A 24129-nucleotide genomic window follows, 5' to 3' on the forward strand; every position below is an offset into this window, starting at 1 on the left:
GGCGTCGCCCTGCTCGTCCTCGCCGGGGCGCGGGCCGGCGGCGTGGCCCGCGCACGGCGCGCCATCCTCGCCGTTGCGGCGGTCCTGGGCTGGTTCGTCCTGAGCGAGGCCCTCGCGGACCCCCTGACCAACGCGACGGAGATTCCGATGCGCGACGGAATGCCCGCCGTGCCGATCGTCGGCGGCTTCGTCGTCAACTGGGTCTTCTACCTCGGCTTCGCCTTCGTCCTCGGGGCGCTCGTCGAGGTGTACAAGGAGCGGATCCCGGTCAGCGACCCGCTGGGCGTGCTCGCCGGGGTGACCCTGCTCGCCACCCTGCACTACGGCTGGTTCTACGTCGCCGGAGTTCCGGCGTTCGCCTATCTGCTGCTGTGGCTCGCGATCCGGCTGCCCAAGCCGTTCCGGCGGGTGGGCAGCAAGCACGACTACTCGTACGGGATCTACATCTACGGCTTCGTCGTGGAGCAGGCGGTGGCCGCGCTCGGCGGTGCCCGCTGGGGCTTCGGCGTCTACCTCGCGCTGGCCGCGGGCGGCACGCTGATCGCGGCGGTGCTCTCCTGGCACCTGGTCGAGCGCCCGGCCATGCGGCTGAAGGACCTCGGCCGCACCCGCCCGGCCGCGCCGGGGCACGCGGGCGGAGCCGTGGGCTCCCCGGCCCCGGCCGTGGACCAGGGCCTGGCCCGCGCGGGCACGGCGGCCCCGTAGCGCGGCCCAGCAGCGCGCGGCCCCGTTCCGCCGGGGCCGCTGCCACGGATCCGGCTACGCGTCCGGGGCTTCGACGCCGCAGTAGCCCGCGAAGGCCGAGAGGATCTCCTCCTCCGCGATGCGGCCGTCGCCGTCGCCGTCCAGGGCCGTGGCCACCTGGCCGGCCAGTTCGGGCGGGGTGCCCAGGGCGCACAGGACGCGGACCGCCGCCGCCGGGGTCGGGCCGCGGCCGTCCTCGTCCGCCACCGCGATCACCGCGTGCAGGAACGGCCGCGCGATCTCCGCGAACCGCTGGGGGTTGTCCCGCAGCCGCTTCGCGGCCCCGGTGATGAACTCCTCGCGGGTCACGCGCTGGTCCCCGTCGACGTCCGCGATCCCGGCCATCCCCTGCCAGAAGGCCTCCGCACCTGCGAAGACGGCCTGGCCCTTGTCCGACCGCGCGGTCGTGCCGAATTCGGCCAGCACCGCCTTCGCGGCCGCGCTGAAGTCCTCCCGGTCGATATATCCGTTTCCGTCCTGGTCGAAGGTGGCGAATCGGGCGGCGATCTTGCGCTCGTATTCTGCGCTGTCCATATTCGGCGTTCCGCCTTCACATGTGCGGTGGGGTGCAGTTCAAGACAAGCCAGGAGCGTAAGGCCTACGTGGCCTGCCCGTTAAGCGAAGTCGTCAAGGAGGTGGCCGCATCGAACCCGCGCACGGGAAGCGCGGTGGGGCGCGTACACCTGTGCCCATGTGCCGTGACCCGCCCCAGGGTTCACACCCCGCGACCCGCCTATCACCCAGGGCACACTTCCAGGGTCCGGTTCCCCCAAAACGGGCGCGAAGCCGCCCGTGGCCATTACATTCGATGCGTCGACACACGGCTGGGGGCAGTTATGCCGAAGGACGTACCACCGCGCTGGGACCGCCGCATGCAGCAGCGCCTCGCCCGCGGCGAGGCCGCCGCGCTCGGAGAGCTGTACGACCGCTTCGCCTCGCTCGTGCACAGCCTGGCGCACCGGGTCCTCGGCGACGAGAAGGCCGCGGACCGGATCACCCGCGAAGTGTTCGGCTACATCTGGGAGAACCCGGACGCGTACGACCCCAAGCAGGGCTCCATGCGGTCCTGGGTCGCCCGGATCACCCAGGGCCAGGCCGTGGCCCGGCTGCGCCAGGCCGAACTGGGCCGCGGCTCGCGCGAGGAGCTCGAGCAGAAGGTCCGCAGCGCCCGCGCCGCCGCCCGCGCGGACTACATCGTCACGTCCATGCCCGCGCCGCTGCGGGCCGCGCTGGAACTCGCGTACTTCAAGCGCCGCGACTACCGGCAGGCCGCCGCCGACCTGCAGATCAGCGAGGACGAGGCCCGGCGCCGGCTGCGCCTCGGGCTGCAGCTGCTGTCGACCGCCAACGCCCTCCCGCAGGAGGACGCCGCACTGCCCGGATACGGCCCGCCCGGATATGGAACGCCCCGATGAACGGCCCCGCCGACCCGCCCGCCGACGGACACGACGAGCAGCGCCCCGCCGGTCCGCCGCGCATACCGGGTCCGCGCGGGGCCGCCGACGACCTCGACCCCCGGCACGCACCGGAGCCGCTGCCCCAGCCGCAGCCGACGGCTGCGCCCCAGCCGCCGCGGTCGCACGCCGTACTGAAGTCCCTGCTCGGTGCGTGGGCGCTCGCGGCGTGCTCCGCCGAGGAGACCCAGGCGGTGGAGGACCACCTCACCGAGTGCGCGCCCTGCGCGGAGGAGGCGCTGCGGCTGCGCGACGCGGTGGGCCTGCTGCACCCGGAGGAGAGCCTCGACCTCAAGCCGCTGCTGCGCTCGCGCGTCCTGGAGGACTGCCTGGGCAAGCGGCCGGCCCGGATCCCGGTCCCGGCGTGGGCGAGCCCGTACGACACGGAGACGGCGCGGCTCGACGCGCTGCTGCGGGACTTCGGCGACTCGGAGTGGCAGACCCCGGTACGGCTGAAGTGGTTCGAGGAGGAGCGGCGCCAGTACCGCCGGACGACGGTGGCCGGGGTGATCGGTCACCTGCTCACGGTGGACGGGATGGTCGCGACGGCGCTGGGCCTGGACGATCCGCTGGGCCCGGAGGCGCCGTCGGACGCGACGGGCCGTACGGAGCACTACTGGGACTCCGCCGTGCAAGCCCCTCACCCGGCAGATCCGCGAGCCGTGGCGGGAGCAGGGGCACACGCTGGTGCGGACGGTGTCGTTCGCGGGGCGGGGCGTGGGGCAGCTGTCGGTGGACTACGGGGCCTTCGCGCTGCCGCTCGGGGACGCGTTCCTGGAGCGGGCCTTCGAATGCTGGGTGCATGCGTGGGACATCGCGGAGGCGGTGGACTACCCGTACGACCCTCCGTCGGGGCCGCACCTGAACCGGATGATCGACCTGGCGGCCCGGCTGCTGCCGAGCGCGCTGGCCCACCGGCGCCGGGCGGGGCTGGCGGCCCCGGCCCGCCGCCTGGTCGCGGCGGGCGCACCGGGCCGGACGCTGCACCTGGAGATCGAGGGCGCGGGCGGCGGCAGCTGGGACATCGCGCTGGACTCCCCGGCGGCGAAGCCGTCGCCGGAGCACACGGTGGCGCAGATCGCACTGGACGGCGCCGAGTTCTGCCAGCTGGCCGCGGGCCACATCTCCCCGGAGGAGGCCGCGGTGGGCCAACACGGCGACCGCGAAGCCATCCGCGACGTCCTCTTCGCGGCGGCCTCCCTGAGCCGCCTCTAGGGGGTGTCGTCGATCGGGCACCGCGGCCCCGCCGGCGTTCGAGGCGCGGGCGGGGCCGGCTCCGGCTACGCGAAGACGACCGTGCGGGTGCCGTTCAGGAGTACGCGGTGTTCGCTGTGCCACTTCACGGCCCGCGCCAGCGCCTGGCATTCGACGTCGCGCCCGATCGCCACCAGCTGGTCCGGCGTCACCTCGTGGCCCACCCGCTCGACCTCCTGCTCGATGATCGGGCCCTCGTCCAGGTCGGCCGTCACGTAGTGCGCGGTGGCGCCGATCAGCTTCACACCGCGCGCATGCGCCTGGTGGTACGGCTTCGCGCCCTTGAAGCTCGGCAGGAACGAGTGGTGGATGTTGATGATCCGCCCGCTCAGCTCCTTGCACAGGGTGTCCGACAGCACCTGCATGTACCGCGCCAGCACCACGAGCTCCACGTTCTCGGCCCGCACCAGCTCCAGCAGCTGCGCCTCCGCGGCCGCCTTCGTGTCCTTCGTCACCGGGATGTGGTGGAAGGGGACGTCGTACGAGCGGACCAGCTCGGCGAAGTCGGTGTGGTTGGAGACCACCGCCGCGATCTCGACCGGCAGCGCGCCGATGCTCGTACGGAACAGCAGGTCGTTCAGGCAGTGCCCGAACTTCGACACCATCAGCACGATCCGCATGCGGTCGTCGGAGCGGTGGAGCTCCCAGTCCATCCGGAACGAGTCCCCGATGGCGGCGAAGCTGGCCCGCAGCTTGTCCAGCGTCACCGGAGCGTCGGCCGAGAAGTGGACCCGCATGAAGAAGAGGCCGGTGTCGTGGTCGCCGAACTGACGGCTGTCCTCGATGTTGCATCCGGTCATGAACAGGTAACTGGACACGGCGTGCACGATGCCCTGCTTGTCCGGGCAGGACAGGGTCAGTACGTACTGCTGGGGGGCCTGGGGCTGCGGGTCGTCGCTCATGACCCCACAGCCTTTCACACCGCGCGGGTCACGATCCTCAGCAGTTCCAGCGACTGCGGCGCTGCGTCCGGTTCGTCCCCGTCCGCGGTCGCGAGCCGTACGTGCGCCTCGCGCGCGGCGCGTACCGCCTCGGGCCAGGCGTGGTGCTCGAGGTAGGCGGAGACGGGGGCGTCGGGCCCGACCTGGTGCAGGATCCGCAGCACCCGCAGCACCGCGAGGTCCACGAGCGTGGCCTCCTGGGAGTCGCGGAAGATCGTGCCGACGTACTTCTCGGCGGACCAGCTGTCGAGCCAGGTGTCCTCGACGAGCCGGTACACGGCGTCGGTGACGTCCCCGTACCCCTCGACGCCGGCGAGCCAGGTCTCCTCGTGGAAGACCGGGTCGGAGAGCATGTGAAGCGCCGAGCGCACGTTGCTGCGCCAGCGCCACCACGGCATGTCGTTCAAGGGCATGCCGCCCATGGTGGAGGAGCGGCCGCCGCGGCGGGAAGAGTTCTTCGAACCTTGGGCGAATGTCACGCTTTCGATCGTACGTTCACGGCCGGCGCGATCTTGAAGCGCCTGCGGGCAACCCCTCCCCTGCAATTCACCTTCGCGTCACCCTTTGTTGTGTCCCCCTCACTTTCCAGTTACCCGTGAGGCGGAAGGGTGCATGGACATGACCGATTGGCGACGCACGGCATCCCTCTCCCGCACTCTGGTGGCAACGGCGATGGGCGCGTGCCTCGCCGCCGGTTGCGGGATACTCCCCGGAGGCCCGGGGGGCTCCGGGGACACCATCACGGTCATGACCTTCGCACCGGAGGGCACGCAGGCGACCAACATGCCCGGAATGCCCGGAATGGCCAAGGCCTATGAGGCCTGGGTCAACTCCAGGGGCGGTATCAACGGGCACAAACTGCGCGTACTGACCTGCAACGAGAAGAACACCGCGAACGGCGCCGCCGACTGCGCCCGCAAGGCCATCAGCGAGAAGGCCGTCGCGGTCGTCGGCTCGTACAGCCAGCACGGGCGCGCCTTCATGGCCCCGCTGGAGGCCGAGGGCATCCCCTTCATCGGCGGGTACGGGGTCTCCTCCGAGGAGTTCCAGAGCCCCTTCTCCTACCCCGTCAACGGCGGCCAGCCCGTGCTCCTCGCCGGCGCCGGGCACCAGCTGGGCCGGGCCTGCAGCCAGGTCGCCGTCGTCCGCCCGGACACCCTCGCGGGCGACTCCATGCCGCTCCTGCTCAACGCCGGGCTCAAGGCCAACAAAATGCCCGACGCCAACGACATCCGGGCCGCCGAGGACTCCGCGGACTACACGCCGCAGGCCCGCGAGGCGCTCGCCGACTCCTCCGGCGGCAAGGACAAGGGCTGCGTCACGGCCGTCCTCGGCGAGCGCACGGAGACGTTCTTCGACGCCTTCCGCCGCGTCGACGACAAGCACAAGAACCCGCAGATCTCCTCGGTGCTGGGCAGTGTCAGCCAGGCCGTGGTCGACCGCACCGGCGGCAAGGAGAGCCCCTTCGAGGGCGCGTACCTCACCAGCTGGTACCCGGTGTCGACCGATCCGCTGTGGGAACAGATGCGGAACGTGATCTCCGAGCACGCGTTCGGCAACGACACCGTGGACGCGGATGACAGCGGGACGCAGACCACCTGGATCGCGTACACCGTGCTCAGCGAGACCATAAAGCGGTTCAAGTCCGGCGAGGCCGTCACGGCGCGCAAGGTGGCCCGCGCGCTGAACCAGTCGGAGCCGGTGAAGACCGGCGGGCTGACCCCGGACCTGAGCTGGCGCTACAAGGACATGCGCGCCGTCGCCGGCTTCCCGCGCATGGTGAACGGGCGGGTCAACTTCCAGGTCGTCCAGGCGGGCCGGCTCGTCGCCCAGCAGGGCGAGCAGTCGATGGACATGACCCAGACCCTGGAGCAGGCGCCCCGCGCGGCATAGGCGCTCCGCTCCTCCTTCCTGGCCTCCGTCTAGAGCTGGGACTTGTCCCGCTTGGTGAGACCGTACTTGGCCGCGATCGTGTTCCACAGGGTCGCGGCCGACTCCTTCGCCTTCGTCGCCTCGCCGCTCGCTTTGTCGCCGTCGGAGCTGTTGTCGCTGTTCTTGGCCTTCCCGTCCTTGCAGCCCTTCTTGTCGCCGGCGGCGTCGTCCGCCCAGGCCGCGTAGCTCTTGTCGGCGGCTGCGGAGGACTGCCAGGCCTTGGTGAGCGAGGCGGCCAGCCTGGTGTTGTCGGGGAGCTGGTCCAGCTTCAGGTCCTGGAGACGGGTGACGAGCTCCTCGCGCTGGCGGGCGGCGTCGCGCAGGTCGGTCGCCGCCTGGCCGAGGTTGCGGCAGCCCTTGATGTCGTCGACGGACCGGATGACGGCGGCCCGGCTGTCGTTGCTGTCCGCGAGGAGCTTGTCCAGCTGGACGGCCTGCGCCCGGGCCGGGTCCACGGGCGCCTCGCCGGCGGACGCTGCCGAGCTTCCGGCGCTCGGGGTCGCGGCTGCCGCTGCGGGGTCGTTGTTCTGCGCCTTGTCGTCGCTGAGCAGCGCGCCGACGCCGAGCCCGACGACGGCCAGGCCGATGACGACGGCGGCGATCACGCCGGCGGGCACCCGCCGGGGCGCCTCCGGCGGGGGCGGGGGCGGCGCGTACTGCGGGTGCTGCTGGAACTGCTGGGGATGGGCCTGCGCCTGGGGCGGTACGGGCCGCTGGCCGCGCGGCGGATAGCCCCGCGGCGGCGGCTGCCGCAGCACCGGCTCCTGTACCGGCGGCAGATGCTGGGTGTGCCCGGCGTCGGCGCCGTCCCCGCGGAACAGCGCGTCGAACCCGTCGGTGACGGGCGGGATGTACTGGGTCGCGGCCTCGGCGTGCGCCGGCCCGGCCGGAACCGGCGGGATGTACTGCGTCGCCGCCTCACCGTGCGCGGAGGCAGACGGGACCGGCGGGATGTACTGCGTGGCGCCTTCGTCGGCCGCGGGCCCGGCCGGAACCGGCGGGATGTACTGGGTGGCGCCTTCGTCGGGCGCGGGCCCGGCCGGAACCGACGGGATGTACTGCGTGACCGCCTCGGGCAGCGGCGGGTAGCCGTACCCGTGCGGGTCCCCGGGACCCTCGTAACCGGGCCCCACCACATGCCCGGGCGCCGGCTCCCCCGACACGGGCGGGTAGCCGTAGGCAGGCCCGCCCGGCTGCTGCGCCGGCGGGTAGCCGTACGCGGGCTGCCCCGGGCCCTGCGGCTGCTGCTGCGGGTACGCCGGGTCGGGGCCCCACGGTGCACCGGCCTGCGGGGCCGCCTGCCGGCCGCCGCCCTGTCCGCTCTCCGTCACCGGGACTCCTTCGCCGACTACGCCGGTATTCCGAATCGTCGGCTCACGCTACCCGGTCACCCCCCGCTCACGGCAGGCCCACCCGCCCCACCGCCGCCGGGCCGGCTACGCCACCACCTCCAGGCGGGCCGTGAACTCGCGGGCCGCCGGCTCGTCGCGGTACGGGGCGAGGCGGGTGCGGAAGTCGTCCAGGTACTCCGCGCCCCGGTTCGAGCGGAGCCCCGACAGCAGGTCCGCCGCCTTCGCGGCGGTCTGGCAGGCCTGCTCCACCTCACGCTGCTGCACCTGCGCCGACGCCAGCAGCAGCAGCCCGATCGCCCGGCGCCGCGCCTTGCCCGCCGGGAGGCCCCGCAGCGCCTCCTCAGCCTGCCGGGCCGCCGCGTCCGCCTGGCCCAGGTCCCGGTGGCAGTGCGCCAGCTCGTCCGCGAGGTACGCCGCGTCGAAGTGCCGGATCCAGACCGGGTCGTCGCCCGACTCCGGCTCCGCCCGCTCCAGCGCCGTCACGGCCCGCGAGGACAGCACCGCCGTCGCCCGGGTGTCGCCCAGCAGCGCGTGCCCGCGCGCCTCGGCGGCGTAGAACATCGCCTCCACCCGCGGCGTGACCTGCCCGCGGGTCCCCTCCTGCGCGGCTCGCGCGAGCTGCGCGATCTCCCGCGGGTTGCCCAGTTCCGCCGCGAGGTGGCTCATGGACGCCGCGAGCACGTAGCCCCCGTACGCCCGGTCCCCGGCCGCCTGCGCCAGCCGCAGCGCCTGGATGTAGTAGCGCTGCGCCAGGCCCGGCTGCCCGGTGTCCACCGCCATGTAGCCGGCCAGCTCCGTCAGCCGGGCCACGGCCGCGAACAGCGCCCGCCCGACCGGCTCCCGGTAGGAGCCGCCGATCAGCCCGGAGACCACGGAGTTGAGGTAGTGCACGACGACGGGCCGGACATGGCCGCTGCCGAAGCGGTGGTCGAGGTCCTTGAGGGCCTCGGTGGTCGCCCGTACGGCCTCCACGTCCGGCATCCCGACGCGCGAGCCTCCACTGCGCGCCACCTGCGCGTCGGCGCCGGTGATCAGCCAGTCGCGGCTCGGCTCGACGAGCGCCGAGGCGGCCACGCTCGACCCGGACAGGAAGTCGCGGCGGCCGACGTCGCTCCGCCACAGTTCACTGACCTGCTCGATGGCGCCGATGACGGTCGGGGAGAACTGCAGGCCGATGCCGGAGGCGAGGTTCTTGCCGTTGGCCATGCCGATCTCGTCGATCGTGACGGTCCGGCCGAGTTTGCGCCCCAGCGCCTCGGCGATGATGCCCGGCGCCCGGCCGCGCGGCTGCTGGCCGCGCAGCCACCGGGCCACGGAGGTCTTGTCGTAGCGGAGATCGAGGCCGTGTTCGGCCCCGCACATGTTGACGCGCCGGGCGAGCCCGGCGTTCGAGCACCCGGCTTCCTGGATGAGCGCCTGTAGCCGTTCATTCGGCTGGCGCGCGACGAGAGGCCTGGCTGCCATGAAAACCCCCAGTAGCCGCGGGTGATCGTTGGAATGATCACTTCCCGCCTGAGTTGCGGAGAATCATCCGCTCTGCGTCGTGTCGCTACCCAACTCCGGCGCCCCGACCTCCTACGCGCCCCCACTCGTGCTCCAGTGCGCCCCGTATGCAGGATCGATGCTCCGCCCACCGGCCGGTTTACGCCCGTAACCCCGGGTGACGCCGGGAGTTGTGATGGGCGTGGAAGAGACCATCGGAGTCACGGAGACCGCACCCATCCCCAAGCAGCGCGGCGAGCAGCTGCTGGACCATGCCGTGCGGTACGCGGAAGAACGGCACTGGGACGTCTTCGCCGGCACCTGGCTGGAGTCCGCGGACGGGAGGGAGTTCTGCTCCTGCGGGGCGCAGGACTGCCCGGCGCCGGGCGCGCACGCCACGGTGAAGGACTGGGCGGCCCTGGCCACGGGCAGCGCGGTCCAGGTGCGGCGGATCTGGGCGAAGCGCCCCGAGGCCTCGATCCTGCTGCCGACGGGCCGGACGTTCGACGCGCTGGACGTGCCGGACTCCGCCGGGTTCCTGGCGCTGGCGCGCCTCGAGCGGATGGAGCGCACCCTGGGACCGGTCGCCCTCACGCCCGACCACCGGATGCTGTTCTTCGTGCTGCCGGGCGCCGGGGCGAAGGTGCCGGACCTGGTGCGCAAGCTCGGCTGGTCGCCGGCCTCGATCGATCTCGTCGCGCGGGGCGAGGGCGAGTACGTGGCCGCCCCGCCCACCCGCTTCGGCGGCCGGGGCTCGGTCCAGTGGGCGCGCCGGCCCACCCCGGCGAACCGCTGGCTGCCGGACACGGAGGAGCTGATCGCCGCGCTGGCGTACGCCTGCGGTCGCGAGGCCGCGGCGGACCGGGACCGCCGCAGCCCCTGACCTGCGCCCCGGAGATCTCCGGAAGACCGCAGGTCAGTACAGGGACATTCCTGTACGGAAACTCATGACATAAGTAACTGCCCCGCCTCACCCCGCCCTCCTATCGTGAAGAACGCAGGACCACGGGGAACACAGCGAGAGGCAGGCGCATGCCGGACCAGGCAGATGCGACGGGTGGGACGTACGGACCGGACGGCGCGCGAACCGCGCCGTCCGCCGGACGGGCGGCGGTACGGGTAGAGGGCCTGTGGAAGCGCTTCGGCGAACAGGTCGCGGTCGCGGGGGTCGACCTCGAGCTGCCCGCGGGGCAGTTCATAGGCCTGGTCGGGCCGAACGGCGCGGGCAAGACGACGACGCTGTCGATGGTGACCGGGCTGCTGCGCCCCGACATGGGGCGGGTGTTCGTCGCCGGGCACGACGTGTGGAGCGACCCGGTCGAGGTGAAGTCGCGGATCGGCGTGCTGCCGGAGGGGCTGCGGCTGTTCGAGCGGCTCTCGGGGCGCGAACTGCTCGGCTACATGGGCCGGCTGCGCGGGCTGCCGGGCGAGGAGACCGACAAGCGGGCCACGCAGCTGCTGGACGTCCTGGACCTCGCGGGCTCGCAGCACAAGCTGGTCGTGGACTACTCGACGGGCATGCGGAAGAAGATCGGCCTGGCGGCCGCCCTGCTGCACAACCCCGAAGTGCTGTTCCTGGACGAGCCGTTCGAGGGCGTCGACCCGGTGTCGGCGCAGACCATCCGCGGGGTGCTGGAGCGGTACACCTCGTCCGGCGCCACGGTCGTCTTCTCCTCCCACGTCATGGAGCTGGTCGAGTCGCTGTGCGACTGGGTCGCCGTCATGGCCGCCGGCCGGATCCGCGCCGCGGGCCCGCTGGCCGACGTACGCGGTGACGCGCCGTCGCTGCAGGCCGCGTTCCTGGAGCTGGTCGGCGCGGGCGGCCGCGACGCGGGCGACTCGCTGGACTGGCTCGGCGGGCAGGCGGCCCGATGAGCGCCGCATCCGCCTCCGCTCCGGCGGCCGCCACGGCCACGGCACCGGCCGTGGCCGGGGCCGTCGACCTGACCTCGGTCTTCGTCCGCCTCAAGCTGTCGCTGATCCGCAACGGGCTCAAGGGCTCCTCGAAGCGCAAGGCCGCCTATTTCAGCTCGCTGGCGCTCGCGCTGGTCGTGGCCTGCTTCGCGATGCTCGGCCTGGCCGTACTGCACGGGAACGCGCACGCGGGCACGGTCGTCGTCCTGCTCGCCGCGGTCCTGGCGCTGGGCTGGACGTTCATGCCGCTGTTCTTCCCCAGCGGGGACGAGACGCTCGACCCGAGCCGGCTGGTCATGCTGCCGCTGCGGCCGCGGCCGCTCGTACGGGCCCTGCTGGCCTCCTCGCTGGTCGGCATCGGCCCGTTGTTCACGGTCTGCCTGGCGGTGGGCTCGGTGGTGGCCGTTGCGCGGGGCGCGGCGGGCATCGTGGCCGCCGTACCGGCCGTACCGCTGCTGGTGCTGGGCTGCGTCACGCTCGCCCGCGCGGTGGCCACGGCCAACGTCCGGCTGCTGACCAGCCGCAAGGGGCGTGACCTCGCGCTGCTCAGCGGGCTGCTGATCGCGGTGGGCGCGCAGCTGGCCAACTTCGCGAGCCAGCGCCTGTTCCAGTCGGGCGGCCTGGCCCAGCTGGAGCCGGTCGAGGCCGTGGTGCGGTGGCTGCCGCCCGCGACGGCCGTCGGCATGGTGGACTCGGCGAGCAAGGGCTCGTACGGCGTGGCGGCGGGCCAGCTGGCCGTGACCGTCCTGGCGCTGGTGCTGCTCCTGCGGTTCTGGGAGCGGAGCCTGACGACGCTGATGGTCACCCCGGACGGCTCGACGATCGCGGCCTCGCAGCCGTCGGCGAAGCGCGACTCCGCGGACGGCGCCGGGGTCTGGTCGTTCCTGCCGGGCGGTCGGACCGGCGCCGTCATGCAGCGCACGCTGCGGTACGTGGTCCGTGACCCGAAGACGAAGTCGGCGTGGGTGACGGCGCTGGCGGTCGGCCTGATCATCCCGGTCTTCAACGCCCTCCAGGGCACGGGTTCGGTGTACCTGGCCTGCTTCGGGGCGGGCATGCTCGGGATCCAGATGTACAACCAGTTCGGGCAGGACACCTCGGCGTTCTGGATGGTCGCGCAGACCATCTCGACCCCTCGGGAGGCCTTCGCGGAGCTGCGCGCCCGCGCCTACGCCCTGGCCCTGGTCACCGTCCCCTACACGGTCGCGGTCACGGCCGTCACGGCGGCGCTGGTCCACAACTGGGGCGGTTTCCCGGCGGCGCTCGGGGTGGGACTGGCCCTGCTGGGCTCGATGCTGTGCACGGGCGCACTGGCCTCGGCCCGGTTCCCGTACTCGATCCCGACGGACGGCGCCTTCAAGAACGTCGCTCCGGGGCAGGCCGGGCTCGCCTGGGCGGGCATCTTCGGCGGCATGCTCGCGTCGGCGGTGATCTGCTCGCCGGTGATCGTCCTGGCCATCTACCTCAGCGTGGCGGACCACCCGTCGCTCACCTGGATCCTGCTGCCGCTGGGGGCAGCCTGGGGCACGCTGGCCACTTGGGCGGGCCTGCGCCTGGCGGCGCCGACGGTGGCCCGGAAGCTGCCGGAGATCCTCCTGGCGGTCAGCAAGGGCTGAGCGCCGCCGGAACGGAACCGCCCTCCCGGGAGAGTCACGGCTCTCCGGGGAGGGCTGGTGGTTTCGGTACCGGGTGCGGCCCCGCGGCCGGGGGTGCGGCGGGTCTCGCCCAGCGGGCTCCCGGTACGCCCTGCCGGGCCGGCTCTGTCTGGACGGCGGCCTGGGCGCGCCCTCCGTAGCGGCTGCGCACGAGCGGAATGCTCAGGAACATGACCCGCCCCCCTGAGAGCACCTGAACAGCCCGCCGACAGCCTGCTGAAGCGCCTCACCTCGCCGCCGTCAGGGCGCGGCGGCCCTGACCTGGTCCAGGAAGGGTTCCAGGGCGGCGCGCCAGGCCGTCGGGTGGTCGTAGTGGAGGTAGTGACCCGCGTCGGGGATCTCGGCGTACTGGCCGGCGGGCAGGACGCGGACCATCTCCTGGGCCTCCGCGCGGCCGAGTTCACCGTCCAGGCCCCGGACGACGAGGGTCGGGCAGCGGACCTGGGCCAGTTCCTCCCAGTGCGCGTCATGGACCCAGGTCTCGCGGGCCCGGAGCATCTGGCGGCGGGAGAACAGGGGGCGCCAGCCGTCCGGCGCCTGGTGCATCACCTCGGCGAAGAAGGCGCCGCGGCCGGGGTCGGGGCGTTCCACCCGGGGGTCGTCCTCGCCGAACCAGCGGCGGGCGGCGTCCTGGGTGGGGAAGGGGAGGGGCCAGCGGTGGAACCACTCCTCCCACTCCTGCTGGGAGGCCTCGCCGAGGGCGGAGGCGCGCATGTCGCAGATGACCAGGGCCTCGACCAGGTCGGGGCGGCGGGCGGCCAGCTGCCAGCCGGTGAGGGCGCCCATGGAGTGGCCGATCAGGGTCACGGGGCCCGGGCCGAGCTGCTCGATGACGGCCTCGGCGTCGGCCACGAAGGCCTCGCGTGTGTACGGGCCGGCGGAGGGGCGGTCGCTCTGGCCGTGGCCGCGCTGGTCGAGGGCCACGACACGGCGGCTCTCGGCGAGCCAGCGGGCGGTGCCCGCCCAGTGGAAGGCGCGGCCCATCAGACCGTGGAGTAACAGCACCCGGGGCGCGTCGGGGTCCGGGGGCGCGGTGGCGGCGGATTCCCGGAACTCCCAGGCGGCCAGGCGCACACCGTCGGCTCCTGTCACATCGATGCGCTGTACCACGGCAGATGCACCCCCTTCGCTCGCGGCCAGACTATCGAACCCGTATTCGAAAACGGGGTTCTCGGCTCCAACACCGCTCTTTTGAGTGACCTTGCTCAAGGATTGGCCGCCGCTGCCGATGGAGATCCTTTCAGCAGGGAGGCGGGCCGCTCGGGGAAGACGGTCCGAAGGGGATGACCTTGAGAGCTCGGGGCTCCAGGTCAACAAAGGGGAGGACCGGTCCCGGCGCCGCAAGGCGCCGGGACCGCCCACTTCCACACCCTCGAACGTCGCGTGCGTACGGTCAGCGCCCGGCCACCGGTCAGCGCTTGGCCACGAACACGTGCGAGGCGATCTCCGCGTCCAGCTCTGCGGCCTCGCCGCCGCTGCCGACCAGCACCCCGCCCGGCGACTCGGTCACGCTGACCACCGAACCGGGCTGCACACCCGCCCGCCGCAGCGTGTACATCAGCTGGGCGTCCGTCTGGATCGGCTCCCCGATCCGGCGCACGACCACCGTCTTGCCGTCCGCACCCGGGTCCAGCTCCGACAGGCTGACCATGCCGTCCTCCAGGAACGGGTCCGCCTCGGCCTTCTCCCCCAGCTCCTCCAGCCCCGGGATCGGGTTCCCGTACGGCGACTCCGTCGGGTGGCGCAGCAGCTCCAGCACCCGCCGCTCCACCGCTTCGCTCATCACGTGCTCCCAGCGGCAGGCCTCGGCGTGCACCTGCTCCCACTCCAGGCCGATGACGTCGACGAGCAGGCATTCCGCGAGCCGGTGCTTGCGCATCACGCGCGTCGCCAGCCGCCTGCCCTCCTCCGTCAGCTCCAGGTGACGGTCGCTCGCCACGGCCACCAGGCCGTCCCGCTCCATGCGCGCCACCGTCTGGCTCACCGTCGGGCCGCTCTGGTCGAGCCGCTCGGCGATACGGGCGCGCATGGGGACCACGCCTTCCTCTTCCAGCTCGAGGATGGTGCGGAGATACATCTCCGTGGTATCGATCAGTCCGGACATTCGTGCCCCTCGGATATCGTGCGCTGGCCCTGCCCCCAATTCTGACGCATCGCGCGGACAACCGTCCCGTGCCTGACGCCAAGCCCCGCCCGGGACACACGTTGACGTTCGTATTGACACGCCCTTGGTCCAGACCGCACGGTGAGCGGCGGACACGGACGAACCCCACCTCTGGAAGGGCCATCGGCGTATGAGCGAGAGCAAGCTGGCCGGTCAGTTCCTCGACGCCGCGATCGGGCTCCTGCAGCGCGTGCGCGACGAGGAGGCCGCGCGCATCGCCGAGGCCGGCGCCGCCGTCGCCGACGCCGTCGCCGCCGGGAACCGGCTCTTCGTCTTCGGCGCGGGCCACTCCTCGCTCCCCGCCCAGGACGTGGTCTACCGGGCCGGCGGACTCGCCCTGGTGAACTTCCTCGCCGTCCCCGGCACCGTCGGCATCGACGTCATGCCGGCCACCCTCGGCAGCGCCCTGGAGCGGGTCGACGGCCTCGCCGGGGCCGTCCTCGACAGCAGCCCGGCCGCCCACGGCGACGTCCTCGTGATCATCTCCCTCTCCGGGCGCAACGCCCTGCCCGTCGAGATGGCCATGAACGCCCGCGCCCTCGGCCTGAAGGTCATCGGCGTGACCTCCGTGGCGTACGCGACGGAGACCAGGTCGCGGCACGTCTCGGGCACCTTCCTCAAGGACCACTGCGACATCGTCCTCGACAGCAAGATCGCGGTCGGCGACGCCGAACTGAGCCTTGACGGCATCGACGCGCCCTTCGCGCCCGCCTCCACCGTCGTGACCAGCGCGATCATGCAGGCCGTGATGGCGGCGGCCGCCGGCGAGCTCGCCGCCCGCGGCATGGAGCCCCCGCTGCTGCGCTCGGGCAACGTCGACGGCGGCCACGAATGGAACGGCCGCGTCCTCCAGGAGTACGGCGACAGGATCTTCTTCCGCCACTGAGCGACACCCCCTAGGAGCGCGTCAATCCGTCGTCGGGGGTGCGCGGCCAGGCGGCCAGGTCGAGATCGGCCGCGACCCGGGCCGCCACCTCCTCCGCGTACGCCGCGTCCGCCTGCTCGAAGGCGGCCCGCGAAGCGCCCCGTACGAACGTCAGCGCGCCCAGGGTCCGCCCGCGGCTGCGCAGCACCGTGCACAGCACGTGCGCCGCGTCCTGCGGCCACTGTCGCTCCCGCGCCCAGCCCGCGGCCGCCTCCCCGCGCGGGGCGCTCGTACGCACCGAGCCGATCCGGTCCAGCGCCTGCAGCGCCGGATGCCCCGGCTCGTACCGCGCCTGGCTCGCCCCCGCCCCGGGCAGCATCGGCGGCGAGGCCGCCACCCGTACGAGGCGCTGGCGGTCCGGGTCGGCCGCCTGCTCCAGTACGTCGAGCAGCGCGTGCTCCGCGAAGCCGGCCAGGGCGAAGTCCAGCCGTACGGCGGCCGCCTCGGCCGGGTCCTCGCACTCGGCGGCCGCCCGGCCCGAGCGGTGCAGCTGGCCGGCGCGGAACCGCAGCTGCGCCGTGTCCAGCGCCGTCTGCCGGGCCTCGGTGATGTCCTGGAACAGCCAGCCGACCCCGAGCGGCACCGGCTCCTCCGCGAGCGGCGACCCCAGCCGCAGGAACCCGGACCGCCAGCACCGCCGCCGCACCCCCTCCGGCGTACGCACGGACACCCACAGCTCCACGGGCGCCGACGGCGACCCGTCGGCGAGCACCTGCTGCAGCGCCCCCTCCAGCTCCTCGACGCCCTGGACCAGCAGCTCCCCCAGCGGCCGGCCGAGCAGCGCGGTGCGCCCCGATCCGAAGGCGCGGGCGGCGTGCGCGTTGACCACGGCGGGCCGCAGATCCACATCGACGAGGACGACACCCCACGAGGCGTCGTCCATCAGCGCCTCACTGAGCGCGATGGACCGCTCCAGGTCGATCTGTGCGTGCACCTCGCTGAAGGCGCAGTACACCCCGGCGGGCTTCCCGTCCGCCCCGGGCACCCCGGCGGACTGGGTCCGCACGAGCACCCGCCCGCCCTCCTTGGTCAGCAGCGCGAACTCGTGCACCTGCCGCCCGGGCACGTCCTGCGCGGCCATGAGCCGCTCCTCGACGTCCTGCGCGTCGGCTGCCCGCACGGCCCATCCGGCGAACCCCTTGCGCCCGACCGCCTCGGCGGCGGTCCAGCCGAGGATCCGCTCGGCCTCCCGGTTCCAGTGCGTGATCACGCCGTCGGAGTCGAACGCGCACAAGGCCGCGTCCATCCCGTCCAGCAGCGCTGCGAGCAGATCGTCGGTGGTCTCACTCCGTCCGGAAGCACTCACCTGGTACCCCCTGCAGGTGTTCGCGTGTGCGGCACGTCAGATCATTCAACTGGAACGTGACGCAGCCCACACCGCATTCCCTGAATCGCCCCGAAATAAATCACTTGATGACCTCGGAAAGCGGTTCTAGGCTCTGCCGTACACGAGAAGGGAGGTGGTTCCCGAAATGTACGGAAACCGGACGCGTGAGGTGGCTGCGGGCTAAGGGCCCGTCGTCGCACGCACCCAGTGCGGTGCCCGGCGGGTACGCCAGGCGCCAATCCCAAGCAGTCACCCGACCCGCGGGCTCGCCGGTACGTCCGGCCGGCTTCTCGCCTTTGCAGGCGAGAAACCCGAGCCCGCGGGTCGTCTGCGTTCTAGGGGCAGAGCCGTTCCAGGCGCCACTTGCCGTCCTCGAGGACGTAGCGCAGGCGGTCGTGGAGCCGGTTCTCGTGGCCCTGCCAGAACTCCATCGCGTCGGGGACGATCCGGATGCCGCCCCACTCGGGCGGGACGGGGACCTGCTCGCCCTCGGGGTAGCGCTCCGCGAGTTCCGCGTAGCGGCGGTCGAGCTCGGCGCGGGAGCCGATCACCCGGGACTGTTCGCTGGCCCAGGCGCCCAGCTGGGAGCCGTGCGGGCGGGAGCGGAAGTACGCCGCCGTCTCGTCGCGGCCGACCCGCGAGGCCGTGCCGGTGACGATGACCTGGCGTGCGATGGGGTGCCAGGGGAAGAGCAGCGCGACGTGCGGGTTCGCGTCGATCTCGCGGCCCTTGCGCGAGCCGTAGTTGGTGTAGAAGGCGAAGCCCCGCTCGTCGAACTGCTTCAGCAGCACCGTGCGGGAGCTGGGGCGGCCGTCGGGGGTCGCCGTCGAGACGACCATCGCGTTCGGTTCGAAGAGGTGCGAGTCGGCGGCCTGCTGGAACCACTCGGCGAACTGGCGCATGGGGTCCTCGGCGAGGCTGTCCTCCTGGACGATCTCCGAGCGGTACTGCTTGCGCATCGTGGCGGGGTCAATGTCCTGGTCGGTCACGCGAGCCATCCTGCCGCAGGAGTGCTTGCGGCAGTGTGCCGTATGTCACGCTTCCGCCTGCCATCCGGAACCGCCAAAATCTTGGGGCCGGTCCGGAGGTCCCCACACGGGTGACCGACGGCCGTGCCGGGCATCAACGGGGATGACCGCGCCGGACCGCGAGTCACGCCGGGAGCCGCGCGTGTTCGCACTATCTGAGGAGCCGCCTGATGTCCGACTTCGTACCCGGGCTCGAAGGGGTCGTCGCGTTCGAGACCGAGATCGCCGAACCGGATAAGGAGGGTGGGTCGCTCCGCTACCGCGGGGTCGACATCGAGGATCTCGTGGGGCACGTCTCGTTCGGCAACGTCTGGGGCCTGTTGGTCGACGGGGCGTTCAACCCGGGCCTGCCCGCCGCCGAGCCCTTCCCGATCCCGGTGCACTCCGGTGACATCCGTGTCGACGTGCAGTCCGCGCTCGCCATGCTCGCCCCCGTGTGGGGTCTGAAACCGCTGCTCGACATCGACGAGCAGACCGCCCGTGACGACCTCGCGCGCGCCGCCGTGATGGCGCTGTCGTACGTCGCCCAGTCCGCGCGCGGGCAGGGCCGGCCGATGGTGCCGCAGAGCGAGATCGACAAGGCCGAGTCCGTGGTCGAGCGGTTCATGATCCGCTGGCGGGGTGAGCCGGACCCGAAGCACGTCAAGGCCGTCGACGCGTACTGGACCTCGGCCGCCGAGCACGGGATGAACGCGTCGACGTTCACCGCGCGGGTGATCGCTTCGACCGGTGCGGACGTCGCCGCCGCCCTCTCGGGTGCCGTCGGCGCCATGTCCGGGCCGCTGCACGGCGGTGCGCCGTCCCGCGTCCTCGGCATGATCGAGGAGATCGAGCGCAGCGGCGACGCCGTGGCGTACGTCAAGAAGGCCCTGGACAAGGGCGAGCGGCTGATGGGATTCGGGCACCGCGTGTACCGGGCCGAGGACCCGCGCGCCCGTGTGCTGCGGCGTACCGCCAAGGAGCTGGACGCGCCGCGCTACGAGGTGGCCGCCGCGCTGGAGAAGGCCGCGCTGGAGGAGCTGCACGCGCGCCGCCCCGACCGGGTGCTCGCGACGAACGTGGAGTTCTGGGCCGCGATCATGCTGGACTTCGCGGAGGTCCCGGCGCACATGTTCACCTCGATGTTCACCTGCGCCCGTACCGCGGGCTGGTCGGCGCACATCCTGGAGCAGAAGCGCACGGGCCGCCTGGTGCGCCCGTCGGCGCGCTACATCGGCCCGGGTCAGCGCAACCCCCGCGAGATCGAAGGGTACGACGACATCGCCGCGACGGCCTGAGTCCCTCTTTCGTACGCCGGTCGCCGGTCAGGGCGCCGCCTCCCGTGAGTACGGGGGCGGCGCCCTCGGCGTTCCTCAGCCGAGGGTGTCGTCCAGGATCCGGGACCACTGGGCGACCACGCGGGCGCGGCGGGCCGTGTCGTCGGTGAGGACGTTGGCCAGGCCGAGGCCGCGGGCCATGTCGAGGAGGCCCTGCACGGTCTCGCGTACGCCGGGGACGGACTCGTCCGCGCCGAGGAGCTCCACGGCGATGCGGTGGGTCTCGCGGCCCACGCGGGCCTCCAGTTCCGTGACCTGGGGGCGCAGCTGCTCCTCGTTGGAGGCGGCGACCCACAGCTGGAGGGCGGCTCGGAAGAGGGCTCCGGTGTAGAGGTCGACGAGGGCTTCGACCACGGCGGGGCGGGCGGCGGGTCCGGCGTGGAAGAGGTCGAGCAGGGCGGCGGAGCGTTCCTCGGCGACGTAGGCGACGGCGGCGGTGAACAGGTCCTCGCGCGTCGGGAAGTGGTACTGGGCCGCCCCTCTGGAGACACCGGCGCGTTCGGCGACGACGGCGACGGTGGAGCCGGCCCAGCCCTGTTCGGCGAGGCAGGAGACGGCCGCTTCCAGGAGGTGGCGCCGGGTGACGCGGCTGCGGGCCTGCTTGGGGCCGGGCTGGGCGTCCTGCGCGGGGCCGGCGTCGGTCACAGGGCCCATGACGGGTCCCGGCGTGCGAAGCGGGCGCTGATGCCCTCTTGGGCCTCGGCGGAGCCGAAGTGGTGTGCGGACAGCTCGGTGAGCGCGGCGCCGTCCTGGGCGAGGACGGCCCGCACCGGGGCGGTGAGCAGTTCCTTGGTGGCGGCGAGGGCCTGCGGGCCGGCTTTGCGCAGGCCGGTGAGGACGGGGTCGAGGACTTGGTCCACGTCGTCGCCGTGCAGGGTGAGCAGGCCGATCCGGACGGCCTCGGCGGCGTCGAAGGCCTCGGCGGTCAGGAAGTACCGGGCGGCGGCGCGCGGGTCCAGGCGCGGCAGCAGCGGCGCGGAGATCAGGGCCGGGACCACGCCCAGGTGGGTCTCGGTGAAGGCGTACGTGGAGGCGGGGCCGGCGGCGGCGATGTCGCAGACGCCGAGGAGGCCGAGGCCGCCCGCCCGGACGTGGCCGGTGACGCGGGCGACGACCGGCTTGGGGAGTTCGGCGATCTCGCGGAGCAGGGCGAGGAAGTCGGCCGGGTCGCACGGGGACTTCAGGTCGGCGCCGGCGCAGAAGGTGCCGCCGGTGTGGGTGAGGACGACGGCCCGTGCCTCCGGGTCCGCCGCCGCGTCGGCGAGGGCTCCCCGCAGCTCGCCGACGAGGTCCGCGGAGAGTGCGTTGCGGTTGGCCGGGGAGTCGAGCGTGAGGGTGGTGACGCCGCGCGCTCGCGCGGCGCCGACTGGGCGGGTCATGCCATGTCCTCCGGAGGTTGTGCGGATCGTGGGGCGGACGGCGGCCCGTCGGCGTCCCGGCCGGACCGCCGGCCCGGCCGGGACGCCGGAGACCCCTCAGTACGACTTGGGCAGGCCCAGGGTCTGGTGCGAGACGAAGTTGAGGATCATCTCGCGGCTGACGGGGGCGATGCGGGACACCCGCGAGGCGGTGATGAGGGAGGCCAGTCCGTACTCGCGGGTGAGGCCGTTGCCGCCCAGGGTGTGGACGGACTGGTCCACCGCCTTCACGCAGGCCTCGGCGGCAGCGTACTTGGCCATGTTCGCGGCTTCACCGGCGGCCATGTCGTCGCCCGCGTCGTAGAGGTGGGCGGCCTTCTGCATCATCAGGCGGGCGAGTTCGAGGTCGATGTGGGCTGCGGCGAGGGGGTGGGCGATGGCCTGGTGGGCGCCGATCGCCTCCTTCCAGACCTGGCGGGTCTTCGCGTAGTCGACGGCCTTGGCGAGGGCGTGGCGGCCCATGCCGATGGCGAAGGCGGCGGTCATGATGCGCTCGGGGTTGAGGCCGGCGAAGAGCTGGAGCAGGCCCGCGTCCTCGTCGCCGACGAGGGCGTCGGCGGGCAGCCGTACCTCGTCCAGGACGAGTTCGAACTGCTTCTCCGCCGCCTGGAGTTCCATGTCGATGACGGAGCGGGAGAAGCCGGGGGCGTCGCGCGGCACGATGAACAGGCAGGGCTTGAGGCTCCCGGTGCGTGCGTCCTCGGTGCGTCCCACGATGAGGGTGGCGTCGGCGATGTCCACCCCGGAGATGAAGACCTTGCGCCCGGTCAGCACCCACTCCTCGCCGTCGCGGCGGGCCGTGGTGGTGATGCGGTGGGAGTTGGAGCCGGCGTCGGGTTCGGTGATGCCGAAGGCCATGGTGCGGCTGCCGTCGGCGAGGCCGGGGAGCCAGGCCTGCTTCTGGGCGTCGGTGCCGAAGCGGGAGATGACCGTGCCGCAGATGGCGGGCGAGACGACCATCATCAGCAGGGGGCAGCCTGCTGCCCCCAGCTCCTCGAGGACGATGGAGAGTTCGGCGATGCCGCCGCCTCCGCCGCCGTACTCCTCGGGGAGGTTGACCCCGAGGTAACCGAGCTTGGCGGCGTCGGCCCACAGCTCGTCGGGGTGGCCGCCCTCGCGGGCGACGCGGGCGAGGTACTCGCGTCCGTAGCGCTGCCCGAGGGCGGCGACGGCAGTGCGCAGGGCCTGGTGTTCTTCGGTCTCGACGACGGCGCTGGCGGCAGGGCTCATGCTGGCGTTTCCTCCTGGACTACGGCGAGCAGGGCGCCGAACTCGACCGTGTGGCCGAGGGTGGCGTGGAGCGCGGTGAGCGTGCCGGAGGCGGGCGAGACGATGCGGTGCTCCATCTTCATGGCCTCCAGCCAGAGCAGGGGCTGCCCGGCCGTGACGGCGGCGCCGGGGGCGAGGCCTTCGGCGACGCGGACGACGGTGCCGGGCATGGGGGCGAGCAGGGAGCCGGGTTCGGTGCGGTCCTGGGGATCGGCGAACCGGGGGACGGGCGTGAGGGTGTGCGCGCCCAGCGTGGGGGTCCCCCCGCCGAAGGCAGGGGGAGAGTCGACGTAGGTCTCGGCGGCTTCGGGTCCGGCTCCGGCACCCCCGGTGTTCGATTTGTGTTTCACGTGGAACATCCGGCGGACGCCCTCGACTTCGAGGGTGACGCGGTCGGGCTCTGCGGCCAGGACTCGAACACCGGGATGGTCGAGGAGCTCCGGGGGCCCGCTGCGGGTGGGCCGGTAGCGGACCTCGTACGCGGTGCCGGCCGCGCTGTAGCGGCGGATCTGCGGCTGGGAGCGGAGGTTGCGCCAGCCTCCGACGCGGGCGGCGAGCGGGGCGTCCGGGGCCGGTGCGGCGGCCGCGAGGGCGGCTGCGACCGCGGCCAGGGTGGCGTCCGGGCTGCCTTCGGTGAGGGCTCCGAGGTGGCGCTCGTAGAACCCGGTGTCGAGCCGTGCCGCGGCGAACTCCGGGTGCAGCAGGGAGCGTACGAGGAGCTCGCGGTTGGTGGTGAGCCCGTGGATGCGGGCTCCGGCGAGGGCATGGGCGAGAGCGCGGACGGCCTCGGCCCGGGTGGGGGCGTGGGCGACGACCTTGGCGAGCATCGGGTCGTAGTGGACGCCGACGGTGTCCCCGTCGGCGAAGCCGGTGTCGACGCGGACCTCACCGGGGACGGCGAGGGTGTGCAGGACTCCGGTCTGGGGGCGCCAGCCCCGGGCGGGGTCCTCGGCGTACAGACGGGCCTCGACGGCGTGGCCGGCGGGCTCCGGAGGCGTCAGCGGCAGGGCGGCGCCCTCGGCGATGCGCAGCTGCAGGGCGACGAGGTCGAGGCCGAAGACGGCCTCGGTGACGGGGTGTTCCACCTGGAGGCGGGTGTTCATCTCCAGGAAGTAGGGGCGTCCGTCGGCGGTGACGAGGAACTCGACCGTGCCCGCACCCTGGTAGGAGACCGCGCGGGCGGCGGCCACGGCGGCCTCGTGGAGGGTGGTGCGCAGCACCTCGGGCAGGGCCGGGGCCGGGGCCTCCTCGATGACCTTCTGGTGGCGCCGCTGGAGGGAGCAGTCGCGGGTGCCGAGGGCCCAGACGGTGCCGTGGGAGTCGGCGAGGATCTGGACCTCGACGTGACGGCCGCGTTCGACGTAGGGCTCGGCGAAGACCTCGCCGTCGCCGAAGGCGGAGCGGGCCTCGGCGGAGGCGGCCTCCAGCTCCTCCTTGAGGGTGTCGAGGTCGCGTACGACGCGCATGCCGCGGCCGCCGCCGCCCGCGGCGGCCTTGAGCAGGAGGGGCAGGTCGGCGGCGGTGGCGTCCGCCGGGTCGACGGGGTCCAGGAGCGGGACCCCGGCGGCGCGCATCAGCTCCTTGGCCCGGGTCTTGGAGGCCATGGCCTCGATGGCCTCGGGTGGCGGGCCGATCCAGGTGAGTCCGGCCGCGACGACCTCGCGGGCGAAGCCGGCGTTCTCGGAGAGGAACCCGTAGCCGGGGTGGACGGCGTCCGCGCCGGCGGCGAGGGCGGCCTTGATGACCAGGTCGCCGCGCAGGTAGGTGTCGGCGGGGGCGGCGCCGGGGAGGCGCACGGCCGTGTCGGCCTCCCGTACGTGCAGGGCTTCGGCGTCGGGGTCGGAGTGGACGGCGACGGTGGCGAGGCCGAGGGCGCGGGCGGTGCGGAAGACGCGGACCGCGATCTCGCCGCGGTTGGCGACCAGGAGGGAGGTCAGGGGCTGCTGGGTCATGT

21 protein-coding genes and 1 pseudogene are annotated in these 24129 nt (G+C 73.1%); 9 read left to right on the top strand and 13 right to left on the bottom strand.

What is annotated here, in order from left to right:
- The first annotated feature begins 42 nt into the window (after positions 1-42).
- Complete coding sequence (locus tag IF09_RS47130) at positions 43-705, top strand: acyltransferase family protein (protein WP_051832747.1); 663 nt, start codon at positions 43-45, stop codon at positions 703-705.
- A gap of 54 nt (positions 706-759) precedes the next feature.
- On the opposite strand, the gene IF09_RS0122820 is transcribed toward IF09_RS47130, so the two are convergent.
- Positions 760-1278, bottom strand: coding sequence for an EF-hand domain-containing protein (locus tag IF09_RS0122820; protein ID WP_030298573.1), 519 nt, complete (start codon positions 1276-1278; stop codon positions 760-762).
- Positions 1279-1580: 302 nt separating this feature from the next.
- Here IF09_RS0122820 and IF09_RS0122825 point away from each other — a divergent pair, with 302 nt between their 5' ends.
- Together IF09_RS0122825 and IF09_RS40480 are read left to right on the top strand one after the other, a co-directional pair.
- A complete protein-coding gene (locus tag IF09_RS0122825; protein ID WP_030298579.1) occupies positions 1581-2159 on the top strand; it encodes a sigma-70 family RNA polymerase sigma factor in 579 nt (192 codons plus the stop codon).
- Positions 2156-3413: pseudogene (locus IF09_RS40480) on the top strand (zf-HC2 domain-containing protein). Before IF09_RS0122825 ends, IF09_RS40480 begins: the two are co-directional and overlap by 4 nt.
- Before the next feature lie 65 nt (positions 3414-3478).
- On the opposite strand, the gene purU reads toward IF09_RS40480, so the two are convergent.
- Positions 3479-4354, bottom strand: a complete 876-nt coding sequence (gene purU / locus IF09_RS0122835) for a formyltetrahydrofolate deformylase (protein WP_030298580.1) — start codon at positions 4352-4354, stop codon at positions 3479-3481.
- 14 nt (positions 4355-4368) lie between these two features.
- Positions 4369-4815 (bottom strand): SCO4402 family protein, encoded by a 447-nt coding sequence (locus IF09_RS0122840; RefSeq protein WP_030298582.1) that lies wholly within the window; start codon positions 4813-4815, stop codon positions 4369-4371.
- Positions 4816-5011: 196 nt separating this feature from the next.
- Between IF09_RS0122840 and IF09_RS0122845 the strand changes: the two genes are divergently transcribed.
- On the top strand, positions 5012-6286 hold the full coding sequence (locus IF09_RS0122845) for an ABC transporter substrate-binding protein (protein WP_030298583.1): 1275 nt from the start codon (positions 5012-5014) through the stop codon (positions 6284-6286).
- A gap of 29 nt (positions 6287-6315) precedes the next feature.
- Here IF09_RS0122845 and IF09_RS0122850 read toward each other — a convergent pair whose 3' ends face one another.
- Both IF09_RS0122850 and IF09_RS0122855 read right to left on the bottom strand, forming a co-directional pair.
- Positions 6316-7656 (bottom strand): hypothetical protein, encoded by a 1341-nt coding sequence (locus IF09_RS0122850; RefSeq protein ID WP_063607410.1) that lies wholly within the window; start codon positions 7654-7656, stop codon positions 6316-6318.
- Positions 7657-7761: 105 nt separating this feature from the next.
- Positions 7762-9141: a hypothetical protein gene (locus IF09_RS0122855; protein ID WP_030298587.1), complete on the bottom strand. Its 1380-nt coding sequence runs from the start codon at positions 9139-9141 to the stop codon at positions 7762-7764.
- 220 nt (positions 9142-9361) lie between these two features.
- On the opposite strand from IF09_RS0122855, the gene IF09_RS0122860 reads away from it, so the two are divergent.
- The 3 genes from IF09_RS0122860 to IF09_RS0122870 all read left to right on the top strand — a co-directional run bounded on the left by IF09_RS0122860 (position 9362) and on the right by IF09_RS0122870 (position 12689).
- Positions 9362-10042: a bifunctional DNA primase/polymerase gene (locus IF09_RS0122860; protein ID WP_030298588.1), complete on the top strand. Its 681-nt coding sequence runs from the start codon at positions 9362-9364 to the stop codon at positions 10040-10042.
- Positions 10043-10191: 149 nt separating this feature from the next.
- Complete coding sequence (locus tag IF09_RS0122865; RefSeq protein WP_030298590.1) at positions 10192-11034, top strand: ABC transporter ATP-binding protein; 843 nt, start codon at positions 10192-10194, stop codon at positions 11032-11034.
- Complete coding sequence (locus IF09_RS0122870; RefSeq protein ID WP_030298591.1) at positions 11031-12689, top strand: hypothetical protein; 1659 nt, start codon at positions 11031-11033, stop codon at positions 12687-12689. The genes IF09_RS0122865 and IF09_RS0122870 overlap by 4 nt, the downstream gene beginning before the upstream one ends.
- Before the next feature lie 279 nt (positions 12690-12968).
- Here the strand turns inward: IF09_RS0122870 and IF09_RS0122875 are convergent, their stop codons facing one another.
- Both IF09_RS0122875 and IF09_RS0122880 read right to left on the bottom strand, forming a co-directional pair.
- Positions 12969-13838, bottom strand: a complete 870-nt coding sequence (locus IF09_RS0122875; protein ID WP_030298593.1) for an alpha/beta fold hydrolase — start codon at positions 13836-13838, stop codon at positions 12969-12971.
- Between the two features lie 301 nt (positions 13839-14139).
- Complete coding sequence (locus tag IF09_RS0122880; RefSeq protein ID WP_030156851.1) at positions 14140-14832, bottom strand: metal-dependent transcriptional regulator; 693 nt, start codon at positions 14830-14832, stop codon at positions 14140-14142.
- Between the two features lie 190 nt (positions 14833-15022).
- On the opposite strand from IF09_RS0122880, the gene IF09_RS0122885 reads away from it, so the two are divergent.
- Entirely contained in the window at positions 15023-15778 is a 756-nt protein-coding gene (locus IF09_RS0122885) for an SIS domain-containing protein (RefSeq protein ID WP_030298595.1), read from the top strand.
- Between the two features lie 10 nt (positions 15779-15788).
- Here IF09_RS0122885 and IF09_RS0122890 read toward each other — a convergent pair whose 3' ends face one another.
- Positions 15789-17123, bottom strand: a complete 1335-nt coding sequence (locus tag IF09_RS0122890; protein WP_037635727.1) for a PAS domain-containing protein — start codon at positions 17121-17123, stop codon at positions 15789-15791.
- 356 nt (positions 17124-17479) lie between these two features.
- Positions 17480-18142, bottom strand: a complete 663-nt coding sequence (gene pdxH / locus IF09_RS0122895; protein ID WP_234321112.1) for a pyridoxamine 5'-phosphate oxidase — start codon at positions 18140-18142, stop codon at positions 17480-17482.
- A gap of 200 nt (positions 18143-18342) precedes the next feature.
- Here pdxH and IF09_RS0122900 point away from each other — a divergent pair, with 200 nt between their 5' ends.
- Positions 18343-19449 (top strand): citrate synthase 2, encoded by a 1107-nt coding sequence (locus tag IF09_RS0122900; protein ID WP_030298605.1) that lies wholly within the window; start codon positions 18343-18345, stop codon positions 19447-19449.
- Between the two features lie 75 nt (positions 19450-19524).
- Here the strand turns inward: IF09_RS0122900 and IF09_RS0122905 are convergent, their stop codons facing one another.
- The 4 genes from IF09_RS0122905 to IF09_RS0122920 all read right to left on the bottom strand — a co-directional run bounded on the left by IF09_RS0122905 (position 19525) and on the right by IF09_RS0122920 (position 24127).
- Positions 19525-20142 (bottom strand): TetR/AcrR family transcriptional regulator, encoded by a 618-nt coding sequence (locus IF09_RS0122905; RefSeq protein WP_030298607.1) that lies wholly within the window; start codon positions 20140-20142, stop codon positions 19525-19527.
- On the bottom strand, positions 20130-20867 hold the full coding sequence (locus tag IF09_RS0122910; protein WP_030298609.1) for an enoyl-CoA hydratase family protein: 738 nt from the start codon (positions 20865-20867) through the stop codon (positions 20130-20132). The genes IF09_RS0122905 and IF09_RS0122910 overlap by 13 nt, the downstream gene beginning before the upstream one ends.
- A gap of 96 nt (positions 20868-20963) precedes the next feature.
- Entirely contained in the window at positions 20964-22136 is a 1173-nt protein-coding gene (locus tag IF09_RS0122915; RefSeq protein WP_030298611.1) for an acyl-CoA dehydrogenase family protein, read from the bottom strand.
- The gene (locus IF09_RS0122920; RefSeq protein ID WP_030298612.1) at positions 22133-24127 is read right to left on the bottom strand and encodes a biotin carboxylase N-terminal domain-containing protein; all 1995 of its coding nucleotides are present in this window, start codon (positions 24125-24127) and stop codon (positions 22133-22135) included. The genes IF09_RS0122915 and IF09_RS0122920 overlap by 4 nt, the downstream gene beginning before the upstream one ends.
- Positions 24128-24129 lie beyond the last annotated feature (2 nt).

It is taken from the genome of Streptomyces katrae (genome assembly GCF_000717655.1).
Taxonomy (GTDB): domain Bacteria; phylum Actinomycetota; class Actinomycetes; order Streptomycetales; family Streptomycetaceae; genus Streptomyces; species Streptomyces katrae_B.

Bases quoted from the DNA above. Each gene is read 5' to 3' on its own strand.
- IF09_RS0122820 (WP_030298573.1), bottom strand. From the start codon at position 1,278: ATGGACAGCGCAGAATACGAGCGCAAGATCGCCGCCCGATTCGCCACC.
- IF09_RS0122825 (WP_030298579.1), top strand. From the start codon at position 1,581: ATGCCGAAGGACGTACCACCGCGCTGGGACCGCCGCATGCAGCAGCGC.
- purU (WP_030298580.1), bottom strand. From the start codon at position 4,354: ATGAGCGACGACCCGCAGCCCCAGGCCCCCCAGCAGTACGTACTGACC.
- IF09_RS0122840 (WP_030298582.1), bottom strand. From the start codon at position 4,815: ATGGGCGGCATGCCCTTGAACGACATGCCGTGGTGGCGCTGGCGCAGC.
- IF09_RS0122845 (WP_030298583.1), top strand. From the start codon at position 5,012: ATGACCGATTGGCGACGCACGGCATCCCTCTCCCGCACTCTGGTGGCA.
- IF09_RS0122855 (WP_030298587.1), bottom strand. From the start codon at position 9,141: ATGGCAGCCAGGCCTCTCGTCGCGCGCCAGCCGAATGAACGGCTACAG.
- IF09_RS0122865 (WP_030298590.1), top strand. From the start codon at position 10,192: ATGCCGGACCAGGCAGATGCGACGGGTGGGACGTACGGACCGGACGGC.
- IF09_RS0122870 (WP_030298591.1), top strand. From the start codon at position 11,031: ATGAGCGCCGCATCCGCCTCCGCTCCGGCGGCCGCCACGGCCACGGCA.
- IF09_RS0122880 (WP_030156851.1), bottom strand. From the start codon at position 14,832: ATGTCCGGACTGATCGATACCACGGAGATGTATCTCCGCACCATCCTC.
- IF09_RS0122885 (WP_030298595.1), top strand. From the start codon at position 15,023: ATGAGCGAGAGCAAGCTGGCCGGTCAGTTCCTCGACGCCGCGATCGGG.
- pdxH (WP_234321112.1), bottom strand. From the start codon at position 18,142: ATGGCTCGCGTGACCGACCAGGACATTGACCCCGCCACGATGCGCAAG.
- IF09_RS0122900 (WP_030298605.1), top strand. From the start codon at position 18,343: ATGTCCGACTTCGTACCCGGGCTCGAAGGGGTCGTCGCGTTCGAGACC.
- IF09_RS0122905 (WP_030298607.1), bottom strand. From the start codon at position 20,142: ATGGGCCCTGTGACCGACGCCGGCCCCGCGCAGGACGCCCAGCCCGGC.
- IF09_RS0122910 (WP_030298609.1), bottom strand. From the start codon at position 20,867: ATGACCCGCCCAGTCGGCGCCGCGCGAGCGCGCGGCGTCACCACCCTC.
- IF09_RS0122915 (WP_030298611.1), bottom strand. From the start codon at position 22,136: ATGAGCCCTGCCGCCAGCGCCGTCGTCGAGACCGAAGAACACCAGGCC.
- IF09_RS0122920 (WP_030298612.1), bottom strand. From the start codon at position 24,127: ATGACCCAGCAGCCCCTGACCTCCCTCCTGGTCGCCAACCGCGGCGAG.